At 73.0% G+C, this 18,865-nt stretch carries 13 protein-coding genes; 5 read left to right on the top strand and 8 right to left on the bottom strand.

Annotation, left to right across the window (positions count from 1 at the left end):
- Positions 1 to 11: 11 nt before the first annotated feature.
- Both ACWD0A_RS16860 and ACWD0A_RS16855 read right to left on the bottom strand, forming a co-directional pair.
- Complete coding sequence (locus tag ACWD0A_RS16860) at positions 12 to 503, bottom strand: SUKH-3 domain-containing protein (RefSeq protein ID WP_451298735.1); 492 nt, start codon at positions 501 to 503, stop codon at positions 12 to 14.
- 11 nt (positions 504 to 514) lie between these two features.
- Positions 515 to 1,021, bottom strand: a complete 507-nt coding sequence (locus ACWD0A_RS16855; RefSeq protein ID WP_451298733.1) for a YwqJ-related putative deaminase — start codon at positions 1,019 to 1,021, stop codon at positions 515 to 517.
- Between the two features lie 219 nt (positions 1,022 to 1,240).
- Here ACWD0A_RS16855 and ACWD0A_RS16850 point away from each other — a divergent pair, with 219 nt between their 5' ends.
- Together ACWD0A_RS16850 and ACWD0A_RS16845 are read left to right on the top strand one after the other, a co-directional pair.
- The gene (locus tag ACWD0A_RS16850) at positions 1,241 to 2,263 is read left to right on the top strand and encodes an SMI1/KNR4 family protein (RefSeq protein ID WP_451298731.1); all 1,023 of its coding nucleotides are present in this window, start codon (positions 1,241 to 1,243) and stop codon (positions 2,261 to 2,263) included.
- 7 nt (positions 2,264 to 2,270) lie between these two features.
- Positions 2,271 to 4,892, top strand: a complete 2,622-nt coding sequence (locus ACWD0A_RS16845; protein ID WP_451298729.1) for an SUKH-4 family immunity protein — start codon at positions 2,271 to 2,273, stop codon at positions 4,890 to 4,892.
- 105 nt (positions 4,893 to 4,997) lie between these two features.
- On the opposite strand, the gene ACWD0A_RS16840 is transcribed toward ACWD0A_RS16845, so the two are convergent.
- From ACWD0A_RS16840 to ACWD0A_RS16830, 3 genes are all read right to left on the bottom strand, one after another.
- Positions 4,998 to 6,608, bottom strand: a complete 1,611-nt coding sequence (locus ACWD0A_RS16840; RefSeq protein ID WP_451298727.1) for a sodium/solute symporter — start codon at positions 6,606 to 6,608, stop codon at positions 4,998 to 5,000.
- Positions 6,605 to 7,174, bottom strand: a complete 570-nt coding sequence (locus tag ACWD0A_RS16835) for a DUF485 domain-containing protein (RefSeq protein WP_451298725.1) — start codon at positions 7,172 to 7,174, stop codon at positions 6,605 to 6,607. The genes ACWD0A_RS16840 and ACWD0A_RS16835 overlap by 4 nt, the downstream gene beginning before the upstream one ends.
- Positions 7,175 to 7,341: 167 nt before the next feature.
- Positions 7,342 to 8,901, bottom strand: coding sequence for an MFS transporter (locus tag ACWD0A_RS16830; RefSeq protein WP_451298896.1), 1,560 nt, complete (start codon positions 8,899 to 8,901; stop codon positions 7,342 to 7,344).
- A 363-nt stretch (positions 8,902 to 9,264) separates the two neighbouring features.
- Here ACWD0A_RS16830 and ACWD0A_RS16825 point away from each other — a divergent pair, with 363 nt between their 5' ends.
- Positions 9,265 to 10,053, top strand: coding sequence for an ABC transporter ATP-binding protein (locus tag ACWD0A_RS16825; protein WP_177152391.1), 789 nt, complete (start codon positions 9,265 to 9,267; stop codon positions 10,051 to 10,053).
- On the top strand, positions 10,050 to 12,626 hold the full coding sequence (locus ACWD0A_RS16820) for an ABC transporter permease (protein ID WP_451298722.1): 2,577 nt from the start codon (positions 10,050 to 10,052) through the stop codon (positions 12,624 to 12,626). The genes ACWD0A_RS16825 and ACWD0A_RS16820 overlap by 4 nt, the downstream gene beginning before the upstream one ends.
- 121 nt (positions 12,627 to 12,747) lie before the next feature.
- Here the strand turns inward: ACWD0A_RS16820 and ACWD0A_RS16815 are convergent, their stop codons facing one another.
- Genes ACWD0A_RS16815 through ACWD0A_RS16805 form a run of 3 tightly spaced genes read right to left on the bottom strand, consistent with a single transcriptional unit; the run spans position 12,748 to position 15,021 of the window.
- Positions 12,748 to 14,166 (bottom strand): DUF2079 domain-containing protein, encoded by a 1,419-nt coding sequence (locus tag ACWD0A_RS16815; protein WP_451298720.1) that lies wholly within the window; start codon positions 14,164 to 14,166, stop codon positions 12,748 to 12,750.
- A 20-nt stretch (positions 14,167 to 14,186) separates the two neighbouring features.
- Complete coding sequence (gene cwsA / locus ACWD0A_RS16810; protein ID WP_451298718.1) at positions 14,187 to 14,534, bottom strand: cell wall synthesis protein CwsA; 348 nt, start codon at positions 14,532 to 14,534, stop codon at positions 14,187 to 14,189.
- Positions 14,527 to 15,021: a SigE family RNA polymerase sigma factor gene (locus ACWD0A_RS16805; protein WP_451298716.1), complete on the bottom strand. Its 495-nt coding sequence runs from the start codon at positions 15,019 to 15,021 to the stop codon at positions 14,527 to 14,529. The genes cwsA and ACWD0A_RS16805 overlap by 8 nt, the downstream gene beginning before the upstream one ends.
- Before the next feature lie 270 nt (positions 15,022 to 15,291).
- Here ACWD0A_RS16805 and mfd point away from each other — a divergent pair, with 270 nt between their 5' ends.
- On the top strand, positions 15,292 to 18,822 hold the full coding sequence (gene mfd / locus ACWD0A_RS16800; protein ID WP_451298714.1) for a transcription-repair coupling factor: 3,531 nt from the start codon (positions 15,292 to 15,294) through the stop codon (positions 18,820 to 18,822).
- Positions 18,823 to 18,865 lie beyond the last annotated feature (43 nt).

Raw genomic sequence — 18,865 nt, 5'->3', positions numbered from 1 at the left:
TCCGGCCGTCGCTACCCGGTCGTGAGGCGGGCGGGCTGGATGCCGGTGATCAGCGTGGTGAGCGCCTGGTCGATGTCCGGGCCCAGGTACCAGTCGCCGGTGTGGTCGATGCTGTAGACGCGGCCCTCGGTGTCCATGGCGAGCACCGCCTGGTGGTCTCCTTCCCTCCCGAGCGGTGAGATCTCGGTGTCCAGGGCGCGTCCCAGGTCGGAGAGGGTGCGGGCGAGGTGGAGGCCGGCGAGGGGGTCGAAGTGCAACGGGGCGGGGGCGTGCTGCCGGCCGGGTCCGGGGGCGGTGACGGTCAGCCCGCCGAATTCGGCCCAGGCCTCGACGACGGCGGGGAAGACGCTGTGCCGGTGGCCGGCGGGAGAGGCGTGCGCACGCAGGGTGTCGGCCCAGTGCTCGGCCTGCTTGATGTCCCACCGGCCGGGCTGCCAGCCCGCCTCGCGCAGTGCTGCGTCGACGGCGACGGGGAACCGGGTCGTGCTCAGGTGGTCGGGCATCGGTGTGGGTGTCAGCCGTTCTCGGGTGCGGTCGGGTCGACGGGGCGTACGCCGAAGTGGTCGAGCATCGCGGTGCACGACCGGCAGGGCGGCGCGTAGCTGCCGTGGAGCGGGTCGCCGTCCTCGCGGATGCGTCGTGCGGTGAGCTTGGAGTGCTTGAGCGCGCGGCGGGCCTCGCTGTGGGTGAGGGGCTTGCGCTGGGCGCGTTTGGAGCGCTGGCTCTCGGCGGAGGCGAGGTGCCGGGAGAGCAGGATGGCCTCGGGGCACCGGCCGGTGAAGCGTTCGCGCTGGCCGCTGGTGAGGGTGTCGAGGAAGTCCTGTACGAGTGGGTGGAGTGTGGGTGGCTGGTCGCCTTTGCCCGCGGTGCAGGTCAGGGTCTCGCCGCGTACGGAGAGTGCGGCGGCGACGGCGGGCAGGATGCCGTCGCGGCGGTGGCGGAGGCCGGGCGGGCGTGTGGTGTCGTCGCTGCTCCAGTTGAGGCGTGGATCACCGGTCGTGCGTGGTCGCGCTGTGTGCATGGCGCTTCGGTCCCTCCCGTGCACTCCCCCGAGTGGCGAGGGAACAGCCTGCCAAATGGGGTGGGGGGTGTGGAAGCTGGGTCGCTGAAACGTGTCGCCGATGGGCTCTGGGTCACTCGAAAGTGACTGTTCGTTACGGAAGCGGAGCGTCGGCAGCCCGTCTTGCCGTACCGCATAGGCTGTGCTGAACCAGCCAGACGCCACAGGGGGCAAATCGCCATGACGACAGGTCGGCAGGGCCTGGGGGCAGCAATGGGCCCCGGGGCCGGCGCGCGTACCGCGCCACCGAATGCGGCCTACGCCGGGCAGGTCGTGCACTTCCCGGATCCGGTCCGGGCGGCGCGTCATCCGCGCGGGGTGCGCATCGACGACAACGGCTTCCCGGACTTCTCGCCGTACGCGCGGGCGGCTGCGGAGATCGCCGAGCCTCCGGAGGGCTTCGGCGTGGACGAGCTGCGGCTGACCGACTTCGTGTCGGCGAACGCGGCGCTGCACGCGGACGGGCACGCGCTGTGGGACACGGTTCCCGCGGTGGCGACGCCGCACGGCTGGACCTGGCACCACGTGCCGGGGACGCGCCGGCTCGAGCTGGTGCCGGTCGAGGTGAAGGCGCTGCTGCGGCATCACGGCGGTCTGGCGACGGCTCCGGTGGACCAGGGCAAGCGCGGCACGCGCCCGCTCCAGGAGACGCGGCCCGCGCACTTCGGTCTGCCGAGGAACGCGGTGTCGGTGACCGAGCAGCAGTTGCAGGGGGTGGAGGAGGACCTGGGCTACCGGCTGCCCGGCCCGTACCGCTCCTTCCTCAAGGCGGCGGGCGGTTGCGCGCCGGTGGGCGCGGCGCTCGACGCGGAGCTGGGGCTGCTGGTGGACCAGCCGTTCTTCACGGTGCGCGACGAGGCCGCGGTGAACGACCTGGTGTATGTCAACAAGTGTCTTCGCGACCATCTGACGAAGGACTATCTGGGCGTCGCCTTCGTCCAGGGCGGGATCCTCGCGGTGAAGGTGAGGGGTTCGGACGTCGGGTCGGTGTGGTTCTGCGCGTACGACGACGCGCGGGACGTCAGCGAAGCGGCCGGCTGGAACGTGCAGGAGCGGGTGGATCGCCTGCTGCTGCCGTGCGGCGAGGACTTCGACGCGTTCCTGCGGCGGCTCGCCGGCAATCCGCCGGAGCTGGAGACCGTGGCGAATCTGATGGTGGACGGCGGCTTCGCGCGGGCCGTTCCGGTTGCGGGCGAGGGGTGACGGTCCGATGGTGACGTTTGCGCAGGCGCAGGAGCGCGCCGAGGAGTGGGTGAACGGTGATGTGCCCGCGTACCAGCACCGCGAGGTGCGGGTGCGGGAGTTCGAGCTGGGCTTCGTGGTGTGGGCGGAGGACCGCGAGGGGGGTGCGCGTTCGGACGGCGGGGAGCAGCGGCTGGTGATCGCCCGGGACAGCGGTGAGGTGACGCTGTGGCCGGGGCTGCCGGTGGGTGAGGTGATCCGCCGGTACGAGGAGGAGTACGGGGCGCAGGTGGCCGCGGCGGCCCCGTCCGCGGCGGAGCCGCCGCAGCGTATCGATCTGAACCAGACGTCGTTCCTGCTGAGCCCGCCGGAGTGGTTGCAGGAGGCGGCGGACAAGCTGGGCATCCCGGACCGGCGTGCGGCGGTGTCCGGCGCGGACGCCGACGCGTCGCCCGCGCCGGCGGGTGTGCCGTCCTCTGCGGGTGTCTCCGGCCTGGGAGGGACCCCCGCCACGGGCGACGACGACTCCGCTTCGTCCGGCGGCAACTCCTCGCAGGCGACGGGGAGTTCCTCGTCGGCGCCTGCGGCCGCCGCTCCGTGGCCGGATGCCGGCGCTGCTGCGGACGACGGGGACGCCCCGCGCGGCGGCGGCCCTGCGTGGCCGAGCGCGGGCGGCGGCGACCACGAGCCGACGGCGTCCGACGGTGTGCCCGCACGTCCGGCCGGGAGCACCGGCTGGACGGACACGAGCGCGGACGGCGGCGACGACGTGTCCGTGCCGCTGCCCGCGACGGTGTTCGCGCCGCCGGTGACGGTGGACGGCGACGCCACCCCGCCGCCGGTCGCCCCCGATGCTCCGACGGCGCTCATGTCGGGCGGGAGCCGGCTGCCGCCTACGGCGGTCGCTCCGGCGCTCGACCCGCAGGCCGGGCCGGGCGCGCGGCCGCCCGTTCCCTCGGCCCCCTCCTCGGCGACGCCGCCGCCCGCCGGCCCGCCCGCCGGCCCGCCGGCCGCCCCGCAGGGCCCGAGCGCGGCCGACATCGCGGACGCGGCGACGAGCAAGGCGGTCCTTCCGCCGCGCGGTGCGCGCGGCGGGGCTGCCGGGGGCGCGACGCCTCCGCCGCCGCCCGGTGCTCCGGGCACGCCCGGCGCACGGCCGGGTGCCACGCCGCCGCCGACGGGCCCGGGGACTCCCGGCGCGCCCGCGGGCGGCTATCTGCCGACGCAACTCGTCTCGCAGCTCGGCCCGGAGGGGCCGCAGCCCCCCGAGCCGTCCGGTTCGACGCCGCCGCCTCCTGGTCCGCCTGCGCCTCCGGGTGCGACGCCGCCTCCGGGTGGTGGGGTGCATCATGCGGCGACGATGCTGGCCGGTCCCGCGCAGATGGGTCCGGGCGCCCCGCAGCCTCCGGGGCCTCCTGGTCCGCCGCGTCCTGCGGGTTCGACGCCGCCGCCTCCTGGTCCGCCTGCGCCTCCGGGTGCGACGCCGCCTCCGGGTGGTGGGGTGCATCATGCGGCGACGATGCTGGCCGGTCCCGCGCAGATGGGTCCGGGCGCCCCGCAGCCTCCGGGGCCTCCCGGCGCTCCCGGCGCCCCCGGTCCGGTGCCGCACGTGCCGCGGCCCGGGCAGCCGGCGGGCGGCCCGCCCGCGTACGGCTACCCGCAGCAGCCGTCCGGTGTGCCGACGGTCGGCCCCGGCTACCAGGCGGTGCTGCGCTACCGCGCGCCCGACGGCTCCGAGGCCCAGCTGATCCGCCGTTCGGCGCCGGGCACCCCGCATCCGGAGTGGCAGATCCTGCACGAACTGCGCGCCATGAACGTGCCGCCGCAGCAGGTGCTGGAGCTGCACACCGAGCTGGAGTCGTGCGAGCTGCCGGGGGCGTACTGCGCGCGCATGATCCGTGAGACGTGGCCGCAGGCGCGGATCACCTCGATCGCCCCGTACGGCAGGGACCACGCGTCCCGTCAGCAGGGCATGGCGCAACTGATCGCCCACCAGGGCGAGTTGCACCAGGTCGCGGACGGGCCCGCCCGGCCCGCGCCGGTGCGTGCCCCGCTGCCGCAGGTTCCGCCCGCTGCGCCGATCCCTCCGGAGGGTGTCGCACAGGAGCTGGCGGCGGCGTTCGGCCCGCAGGGGCTGTGCCGGTTCGACCAGCGGGCGGTGTCGCGCCAGGGCGTGCCGGAGATCGTGGCGGCGACCCTGGTGTGGGCGGGCCTGCCGGGCGACTTCAACCCGTTCTTCTGGGCTCAGCCGGCCCAGCCGGTGGTGCCGACGCTCGCGGAGCTCGCCGCGCAGCGGCAGGTGCAGCCCGCGTCGGACGCGGGCTCGTACCTGGTGCTCGGCAGCGACTTCGGCCGTGCGATCTGTGTCCAGTACGGCACGGCGCACATCGTGGCGGTCCCGGTCGAGGGCGGCCCGGGCGGTGCGCCGGTGGCGCCGCAGTTCGTGAACACGGGCCTGCCCGAGTTCGTGCGCTGCATGGCGCTGCTCGGCCGCATGTGGCGGCTGCGCTTCGGGCTGAACCCGGAGCAGGCGGGCCGCTGGACGGTCGACTTCCAGGCGCAGTTGGCCGCCCTGGACCCGGCGGCGCTGTCGTCGCCGGAGAGCTGGTGGTCGGTGCTGCTGGAGCAGATGTGGGACGGGCTGCTCTGACCCGTTGAGCAACAGGCCGGGCGCCGTGGTCCGCGAGGGCGGACCACGGCGCCCGGCCGTGTGTTCAGGACTCGGGATCACCCGTCCTCGGGGCACTGCCGACGGTTACGACCCGGGGGTGGTTTCCACGGCGCCGGCCAGGATCGCCGGTTCCAGCTCCTCGTAGCGCTGTCGTTCCCCGGCCCGGTCGCGTTCGGACAGGACCGTGCCGAGCCGGCCCGCGAGGAAGCCCAGCGGTACGGACACGAGGCCCGTCGTCGTGAACGGGAACCAGTTGAAGTCCGCGTCCGGGAAGACGGATTGCGGCGATCCGGACACGAGGTTGCTGCCGGTCATCAGGATCAGCGAGGCGACGGTGCCCGTCACGAGGGTGGCGAGCAGACCCGTGCGGGAGAAGCGGCGCCAGAAGAGGCTGTAGACGAGCGCCGGGGCGACCGCGGAGGCGCCGATGCAGAACGACAGGGTCAGCAGCGCCTGGAGGTTGAGGTGCCGGGCCCCGGCGGCGATGACGAGGGCGACCAGGCCGACCCCGGCCGCGGCGGCCCGGGCGATGGCCGTCTCCGTGCGGGGCGGCAGCGTCGCCCGGCGCAGTCCGTGCGCGACGAGGTCGTGCGCCAGGGTGTTGGCGCAGGCGAGCGTGATTCCGGCGACGGAGGCGAGCAGCGTGAGGAAGATCGCCGTGGCGACTGCCGTGAACAGCAGTGTCTCGAGCGTCGTCGGATCGGAGCCGAGAACGGCCTGAGTGACCATCAGGAACGCGGTCTTGCCCTGCGGGTCTCCGGTGACGAGCGTCTCGTGCCCGACGACGGCCGCCGCGCCGAAGCCGATGACGACGCTCAGCAGGCAGGTCACGACGACGATGGAGACGGCCCACGACATCGAACGCCGCACGGCGGTGGCGCTGCGCGCGGTGAACATGCGCATCGTGATCTGCGGCAGGACGGCGGCGCCGAGCACGATCGTCAACTGCGTGCTGATCATGTCGATTTCGTCGCCGACGAACTGGAGCCCGGAGGCGAGGTAGGCGTCGCCCGCCCCGCTGCCCCGCGCGGCGGCGTCCAGCAGTACGGGCAGGCTGAAGTCGAAGCGTTCGAGGACGAGCAGCGTGACGGCCGTGGCCGCCACCAGCAGGACGACGGTCTTGACGATCTGGATGAAGGCGGTGCCCTTCATTCCGCCGATCGCCGCGTAGGCGATCATCAGCAGGCCGAGGAACACGATGGCCCCGGTCTTGAACCCGTCGGCGTGGAAGCCGAGGACGACGGCGAGCAGGTCGCCCGCGCCCGCGAGCTGGAAGACGACCAGCGGCAGCAGCGCGGTGAGGGTGACCGCGGCCGTGACGATCCGTACGGCGGGGCCGGGGGCGCGGCGGCTGAAGACGTCGCCCATGGTGAACCGGCCCGCGTTGCGCAGGGGTTCGGCCAGCAGGAACATCATCAGCACCAGGGAGAGCACGGTGCTCAGGGCGAGCGTCACCCCGTCGAAGCCGAGGAGCGCGATGATGCCGATGGTGCCGAGCACGGTGCCGGCGGAGATGTAGTCGCCGGCGATGGCGAGGCCGCTCTGCACGGGCGTCAGGGAGCGGTAGCCGGTGTAGAACTCGCCCAGGTCGTCGCGGTCGGGGCCGGTCATCACGCACAGCAGCAGCGTGACCGTGATGACGGTCATGAAGGCGATCAGCGACATGGTCTGCGCCTCGGAGCTGAAGCCGGTCATGCGTGCGTACCTCCCATGGGCTGCTGCCACGCGGGGCGGCCCGGACGGCTCTGGTCCTCGGTCCGGTCGGCGGCTGCCGTCCCGGCCCGCTCCCGTATGGCGTGCGCGAGCGGGTCGACCCGTCTGCGCGCGATCCGTTCGTAGACCGCGATCGCGGCGAGCGCCACGGGCAGTTGGAGCAGCCCGAGCACGAGTCCGGTGGTCAGTCCGCCGGTGATCCGGTCCGTCATCGTCCCCGGGGCGTAGCCGGACAGGACCAGGAAGAGGACGAAGTAGCCGAGCGCGGTCAGCGTCGCGACGCGGCGCAGGCGGCGGTAGGCCGAGCCGAGTGCGCGCATGTCGCCGCGGTCGTCGGGGGCGGGGTCCGGCTCCGGCTGTTGCCGGGGGGCGTCCCAGCGCTGCTGCTGCGGCCGCCGGCGCGCGGTGTCCCAGGGGTCCTGCGGCTGCCCGGCGCCGGCCGAGGGCTGTGGGCCGTCGTCCCAGCCGTGGGACGCCGCGTCGTGGCGGTGGCGGCCGGCCGGTCTGGGCGGCGGGGGTGGTTCGGGGAAGAGCTGGTGGTACGACATCGGTTCTCGCTCCTTGCCGCCTCGGGGGACGGGGCGGGTGGCGCACTGGTGGTTTGCGTACGTTACTCACCGGTAAAGCCCTTGCGTAAGAGGTTACTGACCGTTCGGTATGTCGTTTCGGTGACGATTCGGCCCGCGAGCGTGCCCCGCTGCCGGCCGACGGCGTCTCAGGCGTCGGCCTTGCCGGCCTTGTCGGCGATGACCGGGAACCTGCGCGGCGCCACGAACACCAGCGCCAGCAGCGCCAGTCCGGCGGCGGCCGCCGCTCCCACGTAGACGTGGTCCACCGCGGCGTCCACCGCCCTGCGGAGTGTGTCGGTCGCCGCGCCCGAGGCGGGGTGCTCCAGCGCCCGCGAGACGGAGTCGAGGTCGCCGCCGCCCAGGCGGGAGACGAGCACGGCGTTGGCGACCGCGCCGAACAGGGCCGCGCCCACCGACTGGCCCACCTGGCGGCAGAAGAGGACCGACGCGGTCGTCGTGCCGCGCTCGGACCAGCCGACCGTGGACTGGACGCCGACGATCAGGGGGAGCTGGAAGAGCCCGAGCGCGGCACCGAGCAGCAGCATGATGAGCGCCGGCTGCCACGGCGCGCCCGGGAACGGCAGCAGGGGGAACGCGAGCAGGATCAGCATGGCCAGGCCGATGCCGATGATCGCGGTCAGGCGGAAGCCGATGCGTGTGTAGACGTGGTTGGACAGCGCGGCGCTGACCGGCCAGCTCAGCGTCATCACCGAGAGCACGAAGCCCGCCGCGATGGGCCCGAGGCCGAGGACGGACTGCGCGTACGTCGGCAGGAACACCGTGGGCGCCACCATCAACAGGCCGAGCGCCCCCAGGGCGAGGTTCACCGCCGCGATGGTGCGGCGGCGCCAGACCCAGGCGGGAATGATCGGCTCGGCGGCACGGCGCTCGACGACGACCGTGGCGGCGATCAGGACGGCGCTGCCGCCCAACAGCGCGAGGGAGGGCGCCGACAGCCAGGGCCAGGCGATGCCGCCTTGGACCAGGGCGGTGAGGAGCAGGCTGCCCGCCGCGAAGACGAGCAGCGCTCCGGCCCAGTCGACGCGGGGACGGGCCGCGGGCGCGGGGCGGGACGGCTCGGCCAGGTGGCGGACGACCAGCCACAGCGCGACGGCACCGACCGGCAGGTTGAGCAGGAAGATCCAGCGCCAGTCGGCGTACGCGGCGAGCAGCCCGCCGATCGCCGGGCCCGCCACCGCCGACGTCGCCCACACCGTCGACAGCCTCGCCTGGATCCGGGGCCGTTCCTTCAGCGGATACAGGTCGGAGGCGATCGTCTGCACCGTGCCCTGGAGCGCGCCGCCGCCCAGCCCCTGGACGACGCGGAACGCGATGAGTGCGGCCATGTTCCAGGCGACGGCGCACAGCAGGGAGCCGATCAGGAACAGCACGATGCCGGCGACGAGGACGGGCTTGCGGCCGAAGGTGTCCGACAGCTTGCCGTAGACGGGCAGGGTGACGGTGACGGCGAGCAGGTAGCCGGAGAACAGCCAGGAGAAGACGGAGAACCCGCCGAGATCGCCCACGATCTGGGGTACGGCGGTGGACACGATGGTCCCGTCGAGCGCGGCGAGCGCCATCCCGAGCATGAGTGCCGCGACCACTGGCCCGCGGCGCCCCGTGGCCGGGTCGGCCTCCCCGCCGCTCCCCGCCGCCGAGGTGCCGGTCGCCGGGGAGGCCGCGCGGCCCCGGGGTGTCTCCTCCATGCTCACGTCCAGATCCTTTCCCCCTGCATCTATTTCCGGGGGACACCCTCTCACTTGAACCTGACGCAAGGGGAGGGTGCACGCTCGTCGTACCGCGCCTCCACCTGAGGGTGGAGGGCCCCTAGGGGGTTGTCCTTACTTCCGCTCAGGGAGCGGTCGTCCCGGCGGACGACGAGAACGGCCGGGACCGTTCCTTACCTTGGTCCTACAGCCGCGGTCGGGGCCGCGCACCGGCGGGGGGTGGGGAAAACCCCCGGCCAGGACTGCGCTGCGCACCAGCGCGCGTGACCGCTTCTGTCGCAAGACTCGACTCGTATCCGTGGCGATCGGACGTCGTCACTTCCCACAGCTAGGAGACCTACCGTGACTACGGCTGTAACCACCCCCGCCCACGGGGAGACCGGAGGGCGCACGGCCGTCGCCGCACGGGGGCGGCAGGTCGTCAAGGCTTACGGCGCCGGGGAGACCCGGGTCGTCGCGCTCGACCACGTCGATGTGGACATCGCCCGCGGGCAGTTCACCGCCATCATGGGCCCGTCGGGCTCGGGCAAGTCGACGCTGATGCACTGCCTGGCCGGCCTCGACACCGTCACCTCCGGGCAGATCTTCCTCGACGACACCGAGATCACCGGGCTCAAGGACAAGAAGCTGACGCAGCTGCGCCGGGACCGGATCGGGTTCATCTTCCAGGCGTTCAACCTGCTGCCGACGCTGAACGCCCTGGAGAACATCACCCTTCCCATGGACATCGCCGGCCGTAAGCCGGACGCCGCCTGGCTGAACAGGGTCGTCGAGACCGTCGGCCTGGCGGAGCGGCTGAAGCACCGGCCGACCCAGCTGTCCGGCGGCCAGCAGCAGCGCGTCGCCGTCGCCCGTGCGCTGGCCGCCCGGCCCGAGATCATCTTCGGTGACGAGCCGACCGGAAACCTCGACTCGAGGGCGGGCGCCGAAGTCCTCGGCTTCCTGCGCCGCTCCGTCGACGAACTCGGCCAGACGATCGTGATGGTCACGCACGACCCGGTCGCCGCCTCCTACGCGGACCGTGTGCTCTACCTCGCCGACGGCCGGATCGTCGACGAGATGCTCCGGCCCACCGCCGACGCCGTCCTCGACCGCATGAAGGACTTCGACGCCCGGGGGCGTACGTCATGAGCGTCCTCAAGACCTCCCTGCGCAACTTCTTCGCGCACAAGGGCCGCATGGCGCTGTCCGCGGTGGCGGTGCTGCTGTCCGTGGCCTTCGTGTCGGGCACGCTGGTGTTCACCGACACCATGAACACCACGTTCGACAAGCTCTTCGCCGTGACCGCCTCCGACGTCACCATCAGCCCCAAGGGCTCCGGCGACGACGAGAGCCCGGCCGCCGGCAGGCCCGAGGCACTGCCGGCCTCCCTCGTCGACGAGATCGCCTCCGCGGAGGGTGTCGCCTCCGCCGAGGGCGCGGTCATGAGCATGAGCGTGACCGTCGTCGACTCGGTGAACAAGAACATGGGGTCCGACGGCGGAGCGCCGACGATCGCCGCCAACTGGACGAAGAACGAGCTCAAGTCCATGGAGATCACCTCCGGCCACGCACCCCGTGGCCCCACCGAGGTGATGGTCGACGCCGACACCGCCGACAAGCACGGCCTCAAGCTCGGTGACGAGCTGCGCACGATCGCCGTCACCGGCGACCTCACCGCGAAGATCTCCGGTATCGCCTCCTTCAAGGTCACCAACCCGGGCGCGGCCGTCGTCTACTTCGACACCGCGACCGCCCAGCGCGGACTCCTCGGCAAGGAGGGGCAGTTCACGCAGATCCTGGTCACCGCCGCGCCCGGCGTGGCGGACGAGCAGCTCAAGAAGAACGTGGCCGCCGCCTTGGACGCCCCGTACAAGCTGCAGACCGCGAAGGAAGCGGCGGACGCGGGCCGCGAGGAGGTCGGTTCCTTCCTCGACGTGATGAAGTACGCGATGCTCGGCTTCGCCGGGATCGCGCTCCTCGTCGGCATCTTCCTGATCGTCAACACCTTCTCGATGCTGGTCGCCCAGCGCACCCGCGAGATCGGCCTGATGCGGGCGATCGGCTCCAGCCGCAGGCAGGTCAACCGTTCCGTGCTCGTCGAGGCGGTGCTGCTCGGCGTGGTCGGCTCCGTCGCCGGCGTCGCGGCCGGCGTGGGCCTGGCCGTCGGGCTGATGAAGCTCATGGGCGCGGTCGGCATGAACCTCTCGACCGACGACCTGACCGTGAAGTGGACGACCCCCGCGGTCGGCCTGGCGCTCGGCATCGTCGTGACCGTGCTCGCCGCCTACGTCCCGGCCCGCCGGGCCGGCAAGGTCTCCCCGATGGCCGCCCTGCGCGACGCCGGAACCCCGGCGGACGGCCGGGCCGGACGGGTCCGCGCCGTCATCGGCCTCGTCCTCACGGGTGCCGGCGCGGCCGCGCTCGTCGTCGCCACCCGGGCCGACAAGGCGAGCGAGGGATCGATGTTCCTCGGCCTGGGCGTCGTGCTGTCCCTGATCGGCTTCATCGTCGTCGGCCCGCTGCTCGCGGGCGTCGTGGTCCGGGTGATCAGCGCCCTGGTGCTGCGGATGTTCGGCCCGGTGGGACGCATGGCGGAGCGCAACGCGCTGCGCAACCCGCGCCGGACCGGAGCGACCGGCGCCGCCCTGATGATCGGCCTCGCGCTGGTGGCCTGCCTGTCCGTGGTCGGCTCCTCGATGGTCGCCTCGGCGACACAGGAGCTGGACAAGTCGGTCGGCGCGGACTTCATCGTGCAGTCCTCGGCCAACGACGGCCGGGCGATCGTGCCGAAGGCCCAGCAGGCGCTGGAGAAGGCGCCGGACATCGCGCACATCACCGAGTACCGGTCCGTGCGGGCGAAGATCACCGGCCCCGACGGCGCCTCCGAGGACCTGAACCTGGTCGCCGCCGACCCGACGTACGCCGACGACCTGCGCCGCGAGACCGTGGCGGGCGAGCTGAAGGCCGCGTACGGCAAGGACGCGATGTCCGTCGGCGACGACTACGCGAAGAAGCACGGCGTGAAGGTCGGCGACTCGATCCAGGTGGCGTTCAAGAACGGGCGGCGCGCGGACCTGAAGGTCGCCGCGATCACCTCCGACGACACGAACGTCGACAAGGGCGCGATGTACCTGAACCTCACGACCGCCGCCCGGTACGTCCCGGCCGACAGGATGCCCCAGAACATGATCATGTTCGCCAAGGCGGTGGACGGCAAGGAGAAGGAGGCCTACGCCGCCCTGAAGAAGTCGCTGGCCGACTACCCGCAGTACAAGGTGCAGGACCAGACCGACTTCAAGCAGGACCTCAAGGACCAGGTCGGCCAGCTGCTGAACATCGTCTACGGCCTGCTGGCGCTCGCGATCATCGTCGCGGTCCTCGGTGTGGTGAACACCCTCGCCCTGTCGGTGGTCGAGCGGACCCGGGAGATCGGCCTGATGCGCGCGATCGGCCTCTCGCGCCGCCAGCTGCGCCGCATGATCCGTCTGGAGTCCGTCGTCATCGCCCTCTTCGGTGCGCTGCTCGGACTCGGCCTGGGCATGGGCTGGGGCGCCTCGGCGCAGAAGCTGCTGGCGCTGGAGGGCCTGGGCGTCCTGGAGATCCCGTGGCCGACGATCATCACGGTCTTCGTGGCTTCGGCGTTCGTGGGCCTGTTCGCGGCGCTGGTGCCGGCGTTCCGCGCGGGCCGGATGAACGTACTGAACGCCATCGCCACGGAGTAGCACGGCGGCGGGCCCGGTACGGGGGTACGGGCGCGGCACCAAGGCGGCGGCCCCGGGTGTCCACGACGGACGCTCGGGGCCGCCGCCGTGCGCGGGTGAGTCGGGGCGGGCGGTGCGGGAGTCAGGCGCGGCGCTCCAGTACGACGTAGCCGCCTGCCGTACCAGCCTGCCGGTAGCGCGCCTCGGGGTGGAGCCGCCGTGCGTACGCCAGCGGGTCACCGGCCCAGCCGGAGCGGTTGTCCAGGGCGATGAAGTCCGGGGTCGTCCCCCGTGCGTTGCCCACCCACAGGACCCGGCAGCGGCCGGTGAGCCTGCTGATCGGTCCGACGTTCGCCTCGACCGTCGCACCGTCGGGGACGCGGGCGAGCAGGTCCTCGACGGCCGTCACCGCCGCGCTCTTGCGGTAGGCGGCGGGGTCGGTCAGGGCCGACAGCGGCAGTGCGGTGGTGAGCGCGAGTGCCGCGCCGGCCGCACAGGCGGGCAGCCGGTGCGCGTACGCCCGTAGCCACGGGCGGCGGCTGCGGTCCGCCGTGCGGACCGCGTCGGCGAGCGCGAGGGCGAGAACCGGCATCAGCACGGCGCTGTAGTGCCAGTCCGTGGACCAGTAGTGGTCGTCGGCGGACAGGAAGCGCCAGCCGACCGTGGGCAGGGCCACGAGAAGCAGGGGCGAACGGAGGGCGAACAGGCCGGTGGGAAGGAGCAGCCAGGCCAGCGTGCGGAGTTTGACGTCGGAACCGGCGAAGGGGGACAGACCGCCGTCGATCTTGGCCCAGTAGTCGTAGCCACCCGTGGCGTTGAAGGCCGGTATGACGACGGTGAGCGTCAGCAGGGTGGCCGCCGTGCCGAAGGCGGCGAGCCCGAGCCCGCACAGGGCGCTGCGCGGCGCCGCCCGGCGGGCGCGCCAGGCCACGACGAGCCCGATCGCCGCGGCGGTCAGGCCCAGGTCCTCCTTGACCAGCACCAGGGGCGCCGCCCACATCAGGGCGGCGCGCCACCGTCCGCGCAGGAGGGCCTCCAGCGAGAACGCGATGAGGGGGACCGCGAAGCAGATCTCGTGGAAGTCGAAGTCGACCGCGCGCTGGATGCCCCACGACAGTCCGTAGGCGACGGCGACCGCGAGCCCGGACGCGCGTCCGAGCAGACGGCCGGCCGCGCGGGCGACGGGAACGGCGGAGAGCGCGAAGAGCGCCGACTGGGCGACGAGCAGGGTGACGGGGGAGGGGAAGAGCCGGTACGCGGGGGCCAGCAGAGCGGTCACGGGGCTGAAGTGGTCGCCCAGTATGTGGGTGCCCGGTCCCTTCAGGTCGGCGATGGGCGCCTGGAGGCGGGAGTAGGCGCGGATCGCCTGCTCGAAGATGCCCAGATCCCAGGACAGGGTCTCCATACGCCGGTACCGCAGCACCGAGACGGCCGTGTAGGCGACGAAGAGCGCGAGCGCGAGGGCGTACGGCGAGCGGTCCCGGCGCCGCGCGGGCACGGCGGGCGCGGTGCCGGGACCGGACATCGCGTTCTCGGGCGTGGCGAGGAGAGCTCCGTGCATGGCGGGTGAACCTCTTCGGGTCAGGAGGGCATCGACGAGGACGCGCCGGGCGGAACAGCGGGCGTGGGGGAGAGACTGCCGGGCAGGTCCGGCCCGATCGGTGAAGGCAGCTCCGACGAGGGCGGCGCCGCCGGCGGCGCGGGGCCGTCCGACGCGAGCCGCAGCCCGGCGAACGCCCCCGCCCCGGCCAGCACGCACACGGCGCAGGCCGCGACCAGGGCATGGCGACGGCGGCGGCGCCGCGTCCCGCGCTCGGCGATCACGGCGACCGGTTCGGGCACGATCCCGTCCGCCCCGGCCGCGGCCGCCCGTTTGAGCGCGTCGCCGAGGGCCTCGTCGTCCCGGAAACCCCTGGGGAACTCAGACACCGTGGTCCTCCTCGGCGGTGAGCCGGGGCCGCAGTGCGGCCCGTGCGCGGGAGAGGTGCGTCTTGACCGTCCCGGAGGACAGGCCGGTCTCGGCCGCCACCTGCTCGACAGTGAGATCGCAGACGTAGTGCAGGACGGCGACCCGCCGCTGCCGGTCCGACAGCCCGCGCAGCGCGTCCACCAGGACGACCGTCCCCGGTTCCGGTTCGGGACTCGTCGGCGGCGCGCCGCCGTGCCGCCTGCGCCACGCCTCGTCGGACCGCCCGCGCCTGCGCCACCGGCTGACCGCGAGCCTCCAGGCGACCGTACGGATCCACGCCTCGGGCCCCGCGTCGCGGGAGAGCCGGGAACGCCGCGCCCAGGCCCGTACGAACGCCTCCTGGACCACGTCCTGGGCCTCGTGCAGGTCCCCCGTCATCAGGTAGAGCTGTCCCACCAGCGGTTTGAGGGAGTGAGCGTAGAACTCCTCGAACTCCTCGACGGTCAATGCGGCTCCCGGTCGGTCGGACGCGTCCGGGTTCGGACAGGTCTCACTGCCTGTACGCCCGGCGGACCGCATCCGGTTGACACCCGGACCGGAGAAGTTCCGGCTCCCGGCCGGCGGCGCGGGATCCGGACGCGGGTGTCGTACCGCCGTCGTACGCTGGAGACCCCCGGCACGCCCCTGGTCTTCGACATGGGGAACCCAGACGTGTCGGGCGCATCGCGTTGCCCACCCCGGGGATCCTCCCGGATCCTCCTGGACGGAAAGCCCTTCATGAGCCTGCACGGTCTGCTGGATGCCGTCGTACGTGACCCGGCGCTCGCCGAAGCGGTCAAGGCGGCCGGGGACGGTCACCGGATGCACGTCGATCTGGTGGGGCCGCCCGCCGCGCGGCCCTTCGCCGTGGCCGCCCTCGCCCGCGAGGCGGGCAGGCCCGTGCTGGCCGTCACCGCGACCGGCCGCGAGGCCGAGGACCTGGCCGCTGCGCTGCGCTCACTGCTGCCCGGCGAGGGCGTCGTCGAGTACCCCTCCTGGGAGACGCTGCCGCACGAGCGGCTGTCGCCCCGCTCCGACACGGTCGGCCGCCGCCTCGCCGTGCTGCGCCGCCTCGCGCACCCCTCGCCCGACGACCCGGCGGCAGGCCCCGTCCAGGTCGTCGTCGCGCCCGTGCGCTCCGTGCTGCAGCCGCAGGTCAAGGGCCTCGGCGACCTGGAGCCCGTGGAGCTGCGCACCGGTTGGCAGGCCGATCTGAACCAGGTCGTGGAGGGCCTCGCCGCCGCGGCGTACTCCCGGGTCGAACTGGTCGAGAAGCGCGGCGAGTTCGCGGTGCGCGGCGGCATCCTGGACGTCTTCCCGCCGACCGAGGAGCACCCCCTGCGGGTGGAGTTCTGGGGCGACGACGTCGAGGAGATCCGTTACTTCAAGGTCGCCGACCAGCGCTCGCTGGAGGTCGCCGAGCACGGGCTGTGGGCGCCGCCGTGCCGCGAGCTGCTGCTGACCGACGACGTACGGCGGCGGGCCGCGGCGCTCGCCGAGGCGCACCCGGAGCTCGGGGCGCTGCTCGGCAAGATCGCCGAGGGCATCGCGGTCGAGGGCATGGAGTCCCTGGCCCCCGTGCTCGTCGACGACATGGAGCTGCTGCTGGACGTCCTGCCGAAGGGCGCCATGGCCGTCGTGTGCGACCCGGAGCGGGTGCGGACGAGGGCCGCCGACCTCGTCGCGACGAGTCAGGAGTTCCTCCAGGCGTCGTGGGCGGCGACCGCGGGCGGCGGGGAGGCCCCCATCGACCTCGGCGCGGCCTCGCTGTGGGGGATCGCGGACGTACGGGACCGGGCCCGCGAGCTCGGCATGATGTGGTGGTCGGTGTCCCCGTTCGCCGCCGACGCCGACCTCGACGAGGACACGCTCAAGCTGGGCATGCGCGCCCCGGAGACGTACCGCGGCGACACCGCCCGGGCGCTCGCCGACACCAAGGGCTGGCTGGCCGACGGCTGGCGCACGGTCTACGTCACCGAGGCGCACGGGCCCGCCTCCCGCACCGTCGAGGTGCTGGGCGGCGAGGGCATCGCGGCCCGCCTCGAAGCGGACCTCGCCGAGATCTCGCCGTCCGTCGTCCATGTCGCCTGCGGCTCCATCGACCACGGTTTCGTCGATCCGGCGCTCAGGATCGCCGTCCTCACCGAGACCGACCTGTCCGGCCAGAAGGCGGCCGGCAAGGACGGCCAGCGGATGCCGACCCGGCGCCGCAAGACCATCGACCCGCTCACGCTGGAGGCCGGGGACTACATCGTCCACGAACAGCACGGCGTCGGCCGCTACATCGAGATGGTGCAGCGCACCGTGCAGGGCGCGACCCGCGAGTACCTGCTCGTCGAGTACGCCCCGGCCAAGCGCGGCCAGCCCGGCGACCGGCTCTACATCCCCACCGACCAGCTGGAGCAGGTCACCAAGTACGTGGGCGGCGAGGCGCCGACGCTGCACCGGCTCGGCGGCGCCGACTGGACGAAGACCAAGGCGCGCGCCAAGAAGGCGGTCAAGGAGATCGCCGCCGACCTCATCAAGCTGTACTCGGCCCGGATGGCCGCCCCCGGCCACGCCTTCGGCCCCGACACGCCCTGGCAGCGGGAGCTGGAGGACGCCTTCCCGTACGTGGAGACGCCCGACCAGCTGTCGACGATCGCCGAGGTGAAGGAGGACATGGAGAAGACGGTCCCGATGGACCGCCTGATCTGCGGCGACGTCGGCTACGGAAAGACGGAGATCGCGGTGCGGGCCGCCTTCAAGGCGGTGCAGGACGGCAAGCAGGTCGCCGTCCTCGTCCCGACGACGCTGCTGGTGCAGCAGCACTTCGGCACGTTCTCCGAGCGCTACTCCCAATTCCCGGTCGTCACCCGCGCGTTGTCCCGCTTCCAGTCCGACGGGGAGGCCAGGGCGACGCTGGAGGGCCTGCGGGACGGTTCCGTCGACATCGTCATCGGCACGCACCGCCTCTTCTCGTCCGAGACGAAGTTCAAGGACCTGGGGCTGGTCATCGTCGACGAGGAGCAGCGCTTCGGCGTCGAGCACAAGGAGCAGCTGAAGAAGCTCCGCGCCAACGTGGACGTGCTGACCATGTCCGCCACGCCCATTCCGCGGACCCTGGAGATGGCGGTCACGGGCATCCGCGAGATGTCGACCATCACGACGCCTCCGGAGGAGCGGCACCCGGTGCTGACCTTCGTCGGCCCGTACGAGGAGAAGCAGATCGGCGCCGCCGTGCGGCGCGAACTGCTGCGCGAGGGCCAGATCTTCTACATCCACAACCGCGTCGAGTCGATCGACCGGGCGGCCGCGCGGCTGCGGGAGATCGTGCCCGAGGCCCGGATCGCCACGGCCCACGGCCAGATGGGCGAGAGCGCCCTGGAGCAGGTGGTCGTGGACTTCTGGGAGAAGAAGTTCGACGTGCTCGTCTCGACGACGATCGTCGAGTCCGGCATCGACATCTCCAACGCCAACACCCTGATCGTGGAGCGCGGTGACAACTTCGGCCTCTCCCAGCTGCACCAGCTGCGCGGCCGCGTCGGCCGCGGCCGCGAGCGGGGTTACGCGTACTTCCTCTACCCGCCGGAGAAGCCGCTCACGGAGACGGCGCACGAGCGCCTCGCGACGATCGCCCAGCACACCGAGATGGGCGCCGGCATGTACGTCGCCATGAAGGACCTGGAGATCCGCGGCGCGGGCAACCTGCTCGGCGGCGAGCAGTCCGGCCATATCGCGGGCGTCGGCTTCGACCTGTACGTGCGGATGGTCGGCGAGGCGGTCGCGGACTACCGGGCCTCGCTGGAGGGCGGTGTGGAGGAGGAGCCGCCGCTGGAGGTCAAGATCGAGCTGCCGGTCGACGCGCACGTCCCCCACGACTACGCGCCGGGCGAGCGGCTGCGGCTCCAGGCGTACCGCGCGATCGCCTCCGCCAACTCGGAGGAGGACGTCAAGGCGGTCCGCGAGGAGCTCACCGACCGCTACGGCAAGCTGCCGGAGCCCGTCGAGAACCTGCTGCTGGTGGCGGGCCTGCGGATGCTGGCGCGGGCGTGCGGCGTCGGCGAGATCGTGCTCCAGGGGCCCAACATCCGTTTCGCGCCCGTGGAATTGCGCGAGTCGCAGGAGCTGAGGCTGAAGCGGCTGTACCCGCGCACGGTGATCAAGCCGGCCGTCCACCAGATCCTGGTCCCGCGCCCGACGACGGGCAAGATCGGCGGCAAGCCGGTGGTGGGCCGCGAACTGCTGGCGTGGACGGGCGAGTTCCTCACCACGATCCTTGGGTCGTAGCGCTCGTAGCGGTCGGCGACCGGGGCCGGCCGCGGCCGGCCCC

This window comes from Streptomyces sp. NPDC002867 (genome assembly GCF_053591895.1).
This window is presented reverse-complemented; position numbering and strand designations above follow the sequence as displayed.

What these genes read in the sequence shown, in the direction of transcription:
- ACWD0A_RS16860 (WP_451298735.1), bottom strand. Translation starts at nt 503, where the DNA reads ATGCCCGACCACCTGAGCACGACCCGGTTCCCCGTCGCCGTCGACGCA.
- ACWD0A_RS16855 (WP_451298733.1), bottom strand. Translation starts at nt 1,021, where the DNA reads ATGCACACAGCGCGACCACGCACGACCGGTGATCCACGCCTCAACTGG.
- ACWD0A_RS16850 (WP_451298731.1), top strand. Translation starts at nt 1,241, where the DNA reads ATGACGACAGGTCGGCAGGGCCTGGGGGCAGCAATGGGCCCCGGGGCC.
- ACWD0A_RS16845 (WP_451298729.1), top strand. Translation starts at nt 2,271, where the DNA reads ATGGTGACGTTTGCGCAGGCGCAGGAGCGCGCCGAGGAGTGGGTGAAC.
- ACWD0A_RS16840 (WP_451298727.1), bottom strand. Translation starts at nt 6,608, where the DNA reads ATGACCGGCTTCAGCTCCGAGGCGCAGACCATGTCGCTGATCGCCTTC.
- ACWD0A_RS16835 (WP_451298725.1), bottom strand. Translation starts at nt 7,174, where the DNA reads ATGTCGTACCACCAGCTCTTCCCCGAACCACCCCCGCCGCCCAGACCG.
- ACWD0A_RS16830 (WP_451298896.1), bottom strand. Translation starts at nt 8,901, where the DNA reads ATGGAGGAGACACCCCGGGGCCGCGCGGCCTCCCCGGCGACCGGCACC.
- ACWD0A_RS16820 (WP_451298722.1), top strand. Translation starts at nt 10,050, where the DNA reads ATGAGCGTCCTCAAGACCTCCCTGCGCAACTTCTTCGCGCACAAGGGC.
- ACWD0A_RS16815 (WP_451298720.1), bottom strand. Translation starts at nt 14,166, where the DNA reads ATGCACGGAGCTCTCCTCGCCACGCCCGAGAACGCGATGTCCGGTCCC.
- mfd (WP_451298714.1), top strand. Translation starts at nt 15,292, where the DNA reads ATGAGCCTGCACGGTCTGCTGGATGCCGTCGTACGTGACCCGGCGCTC.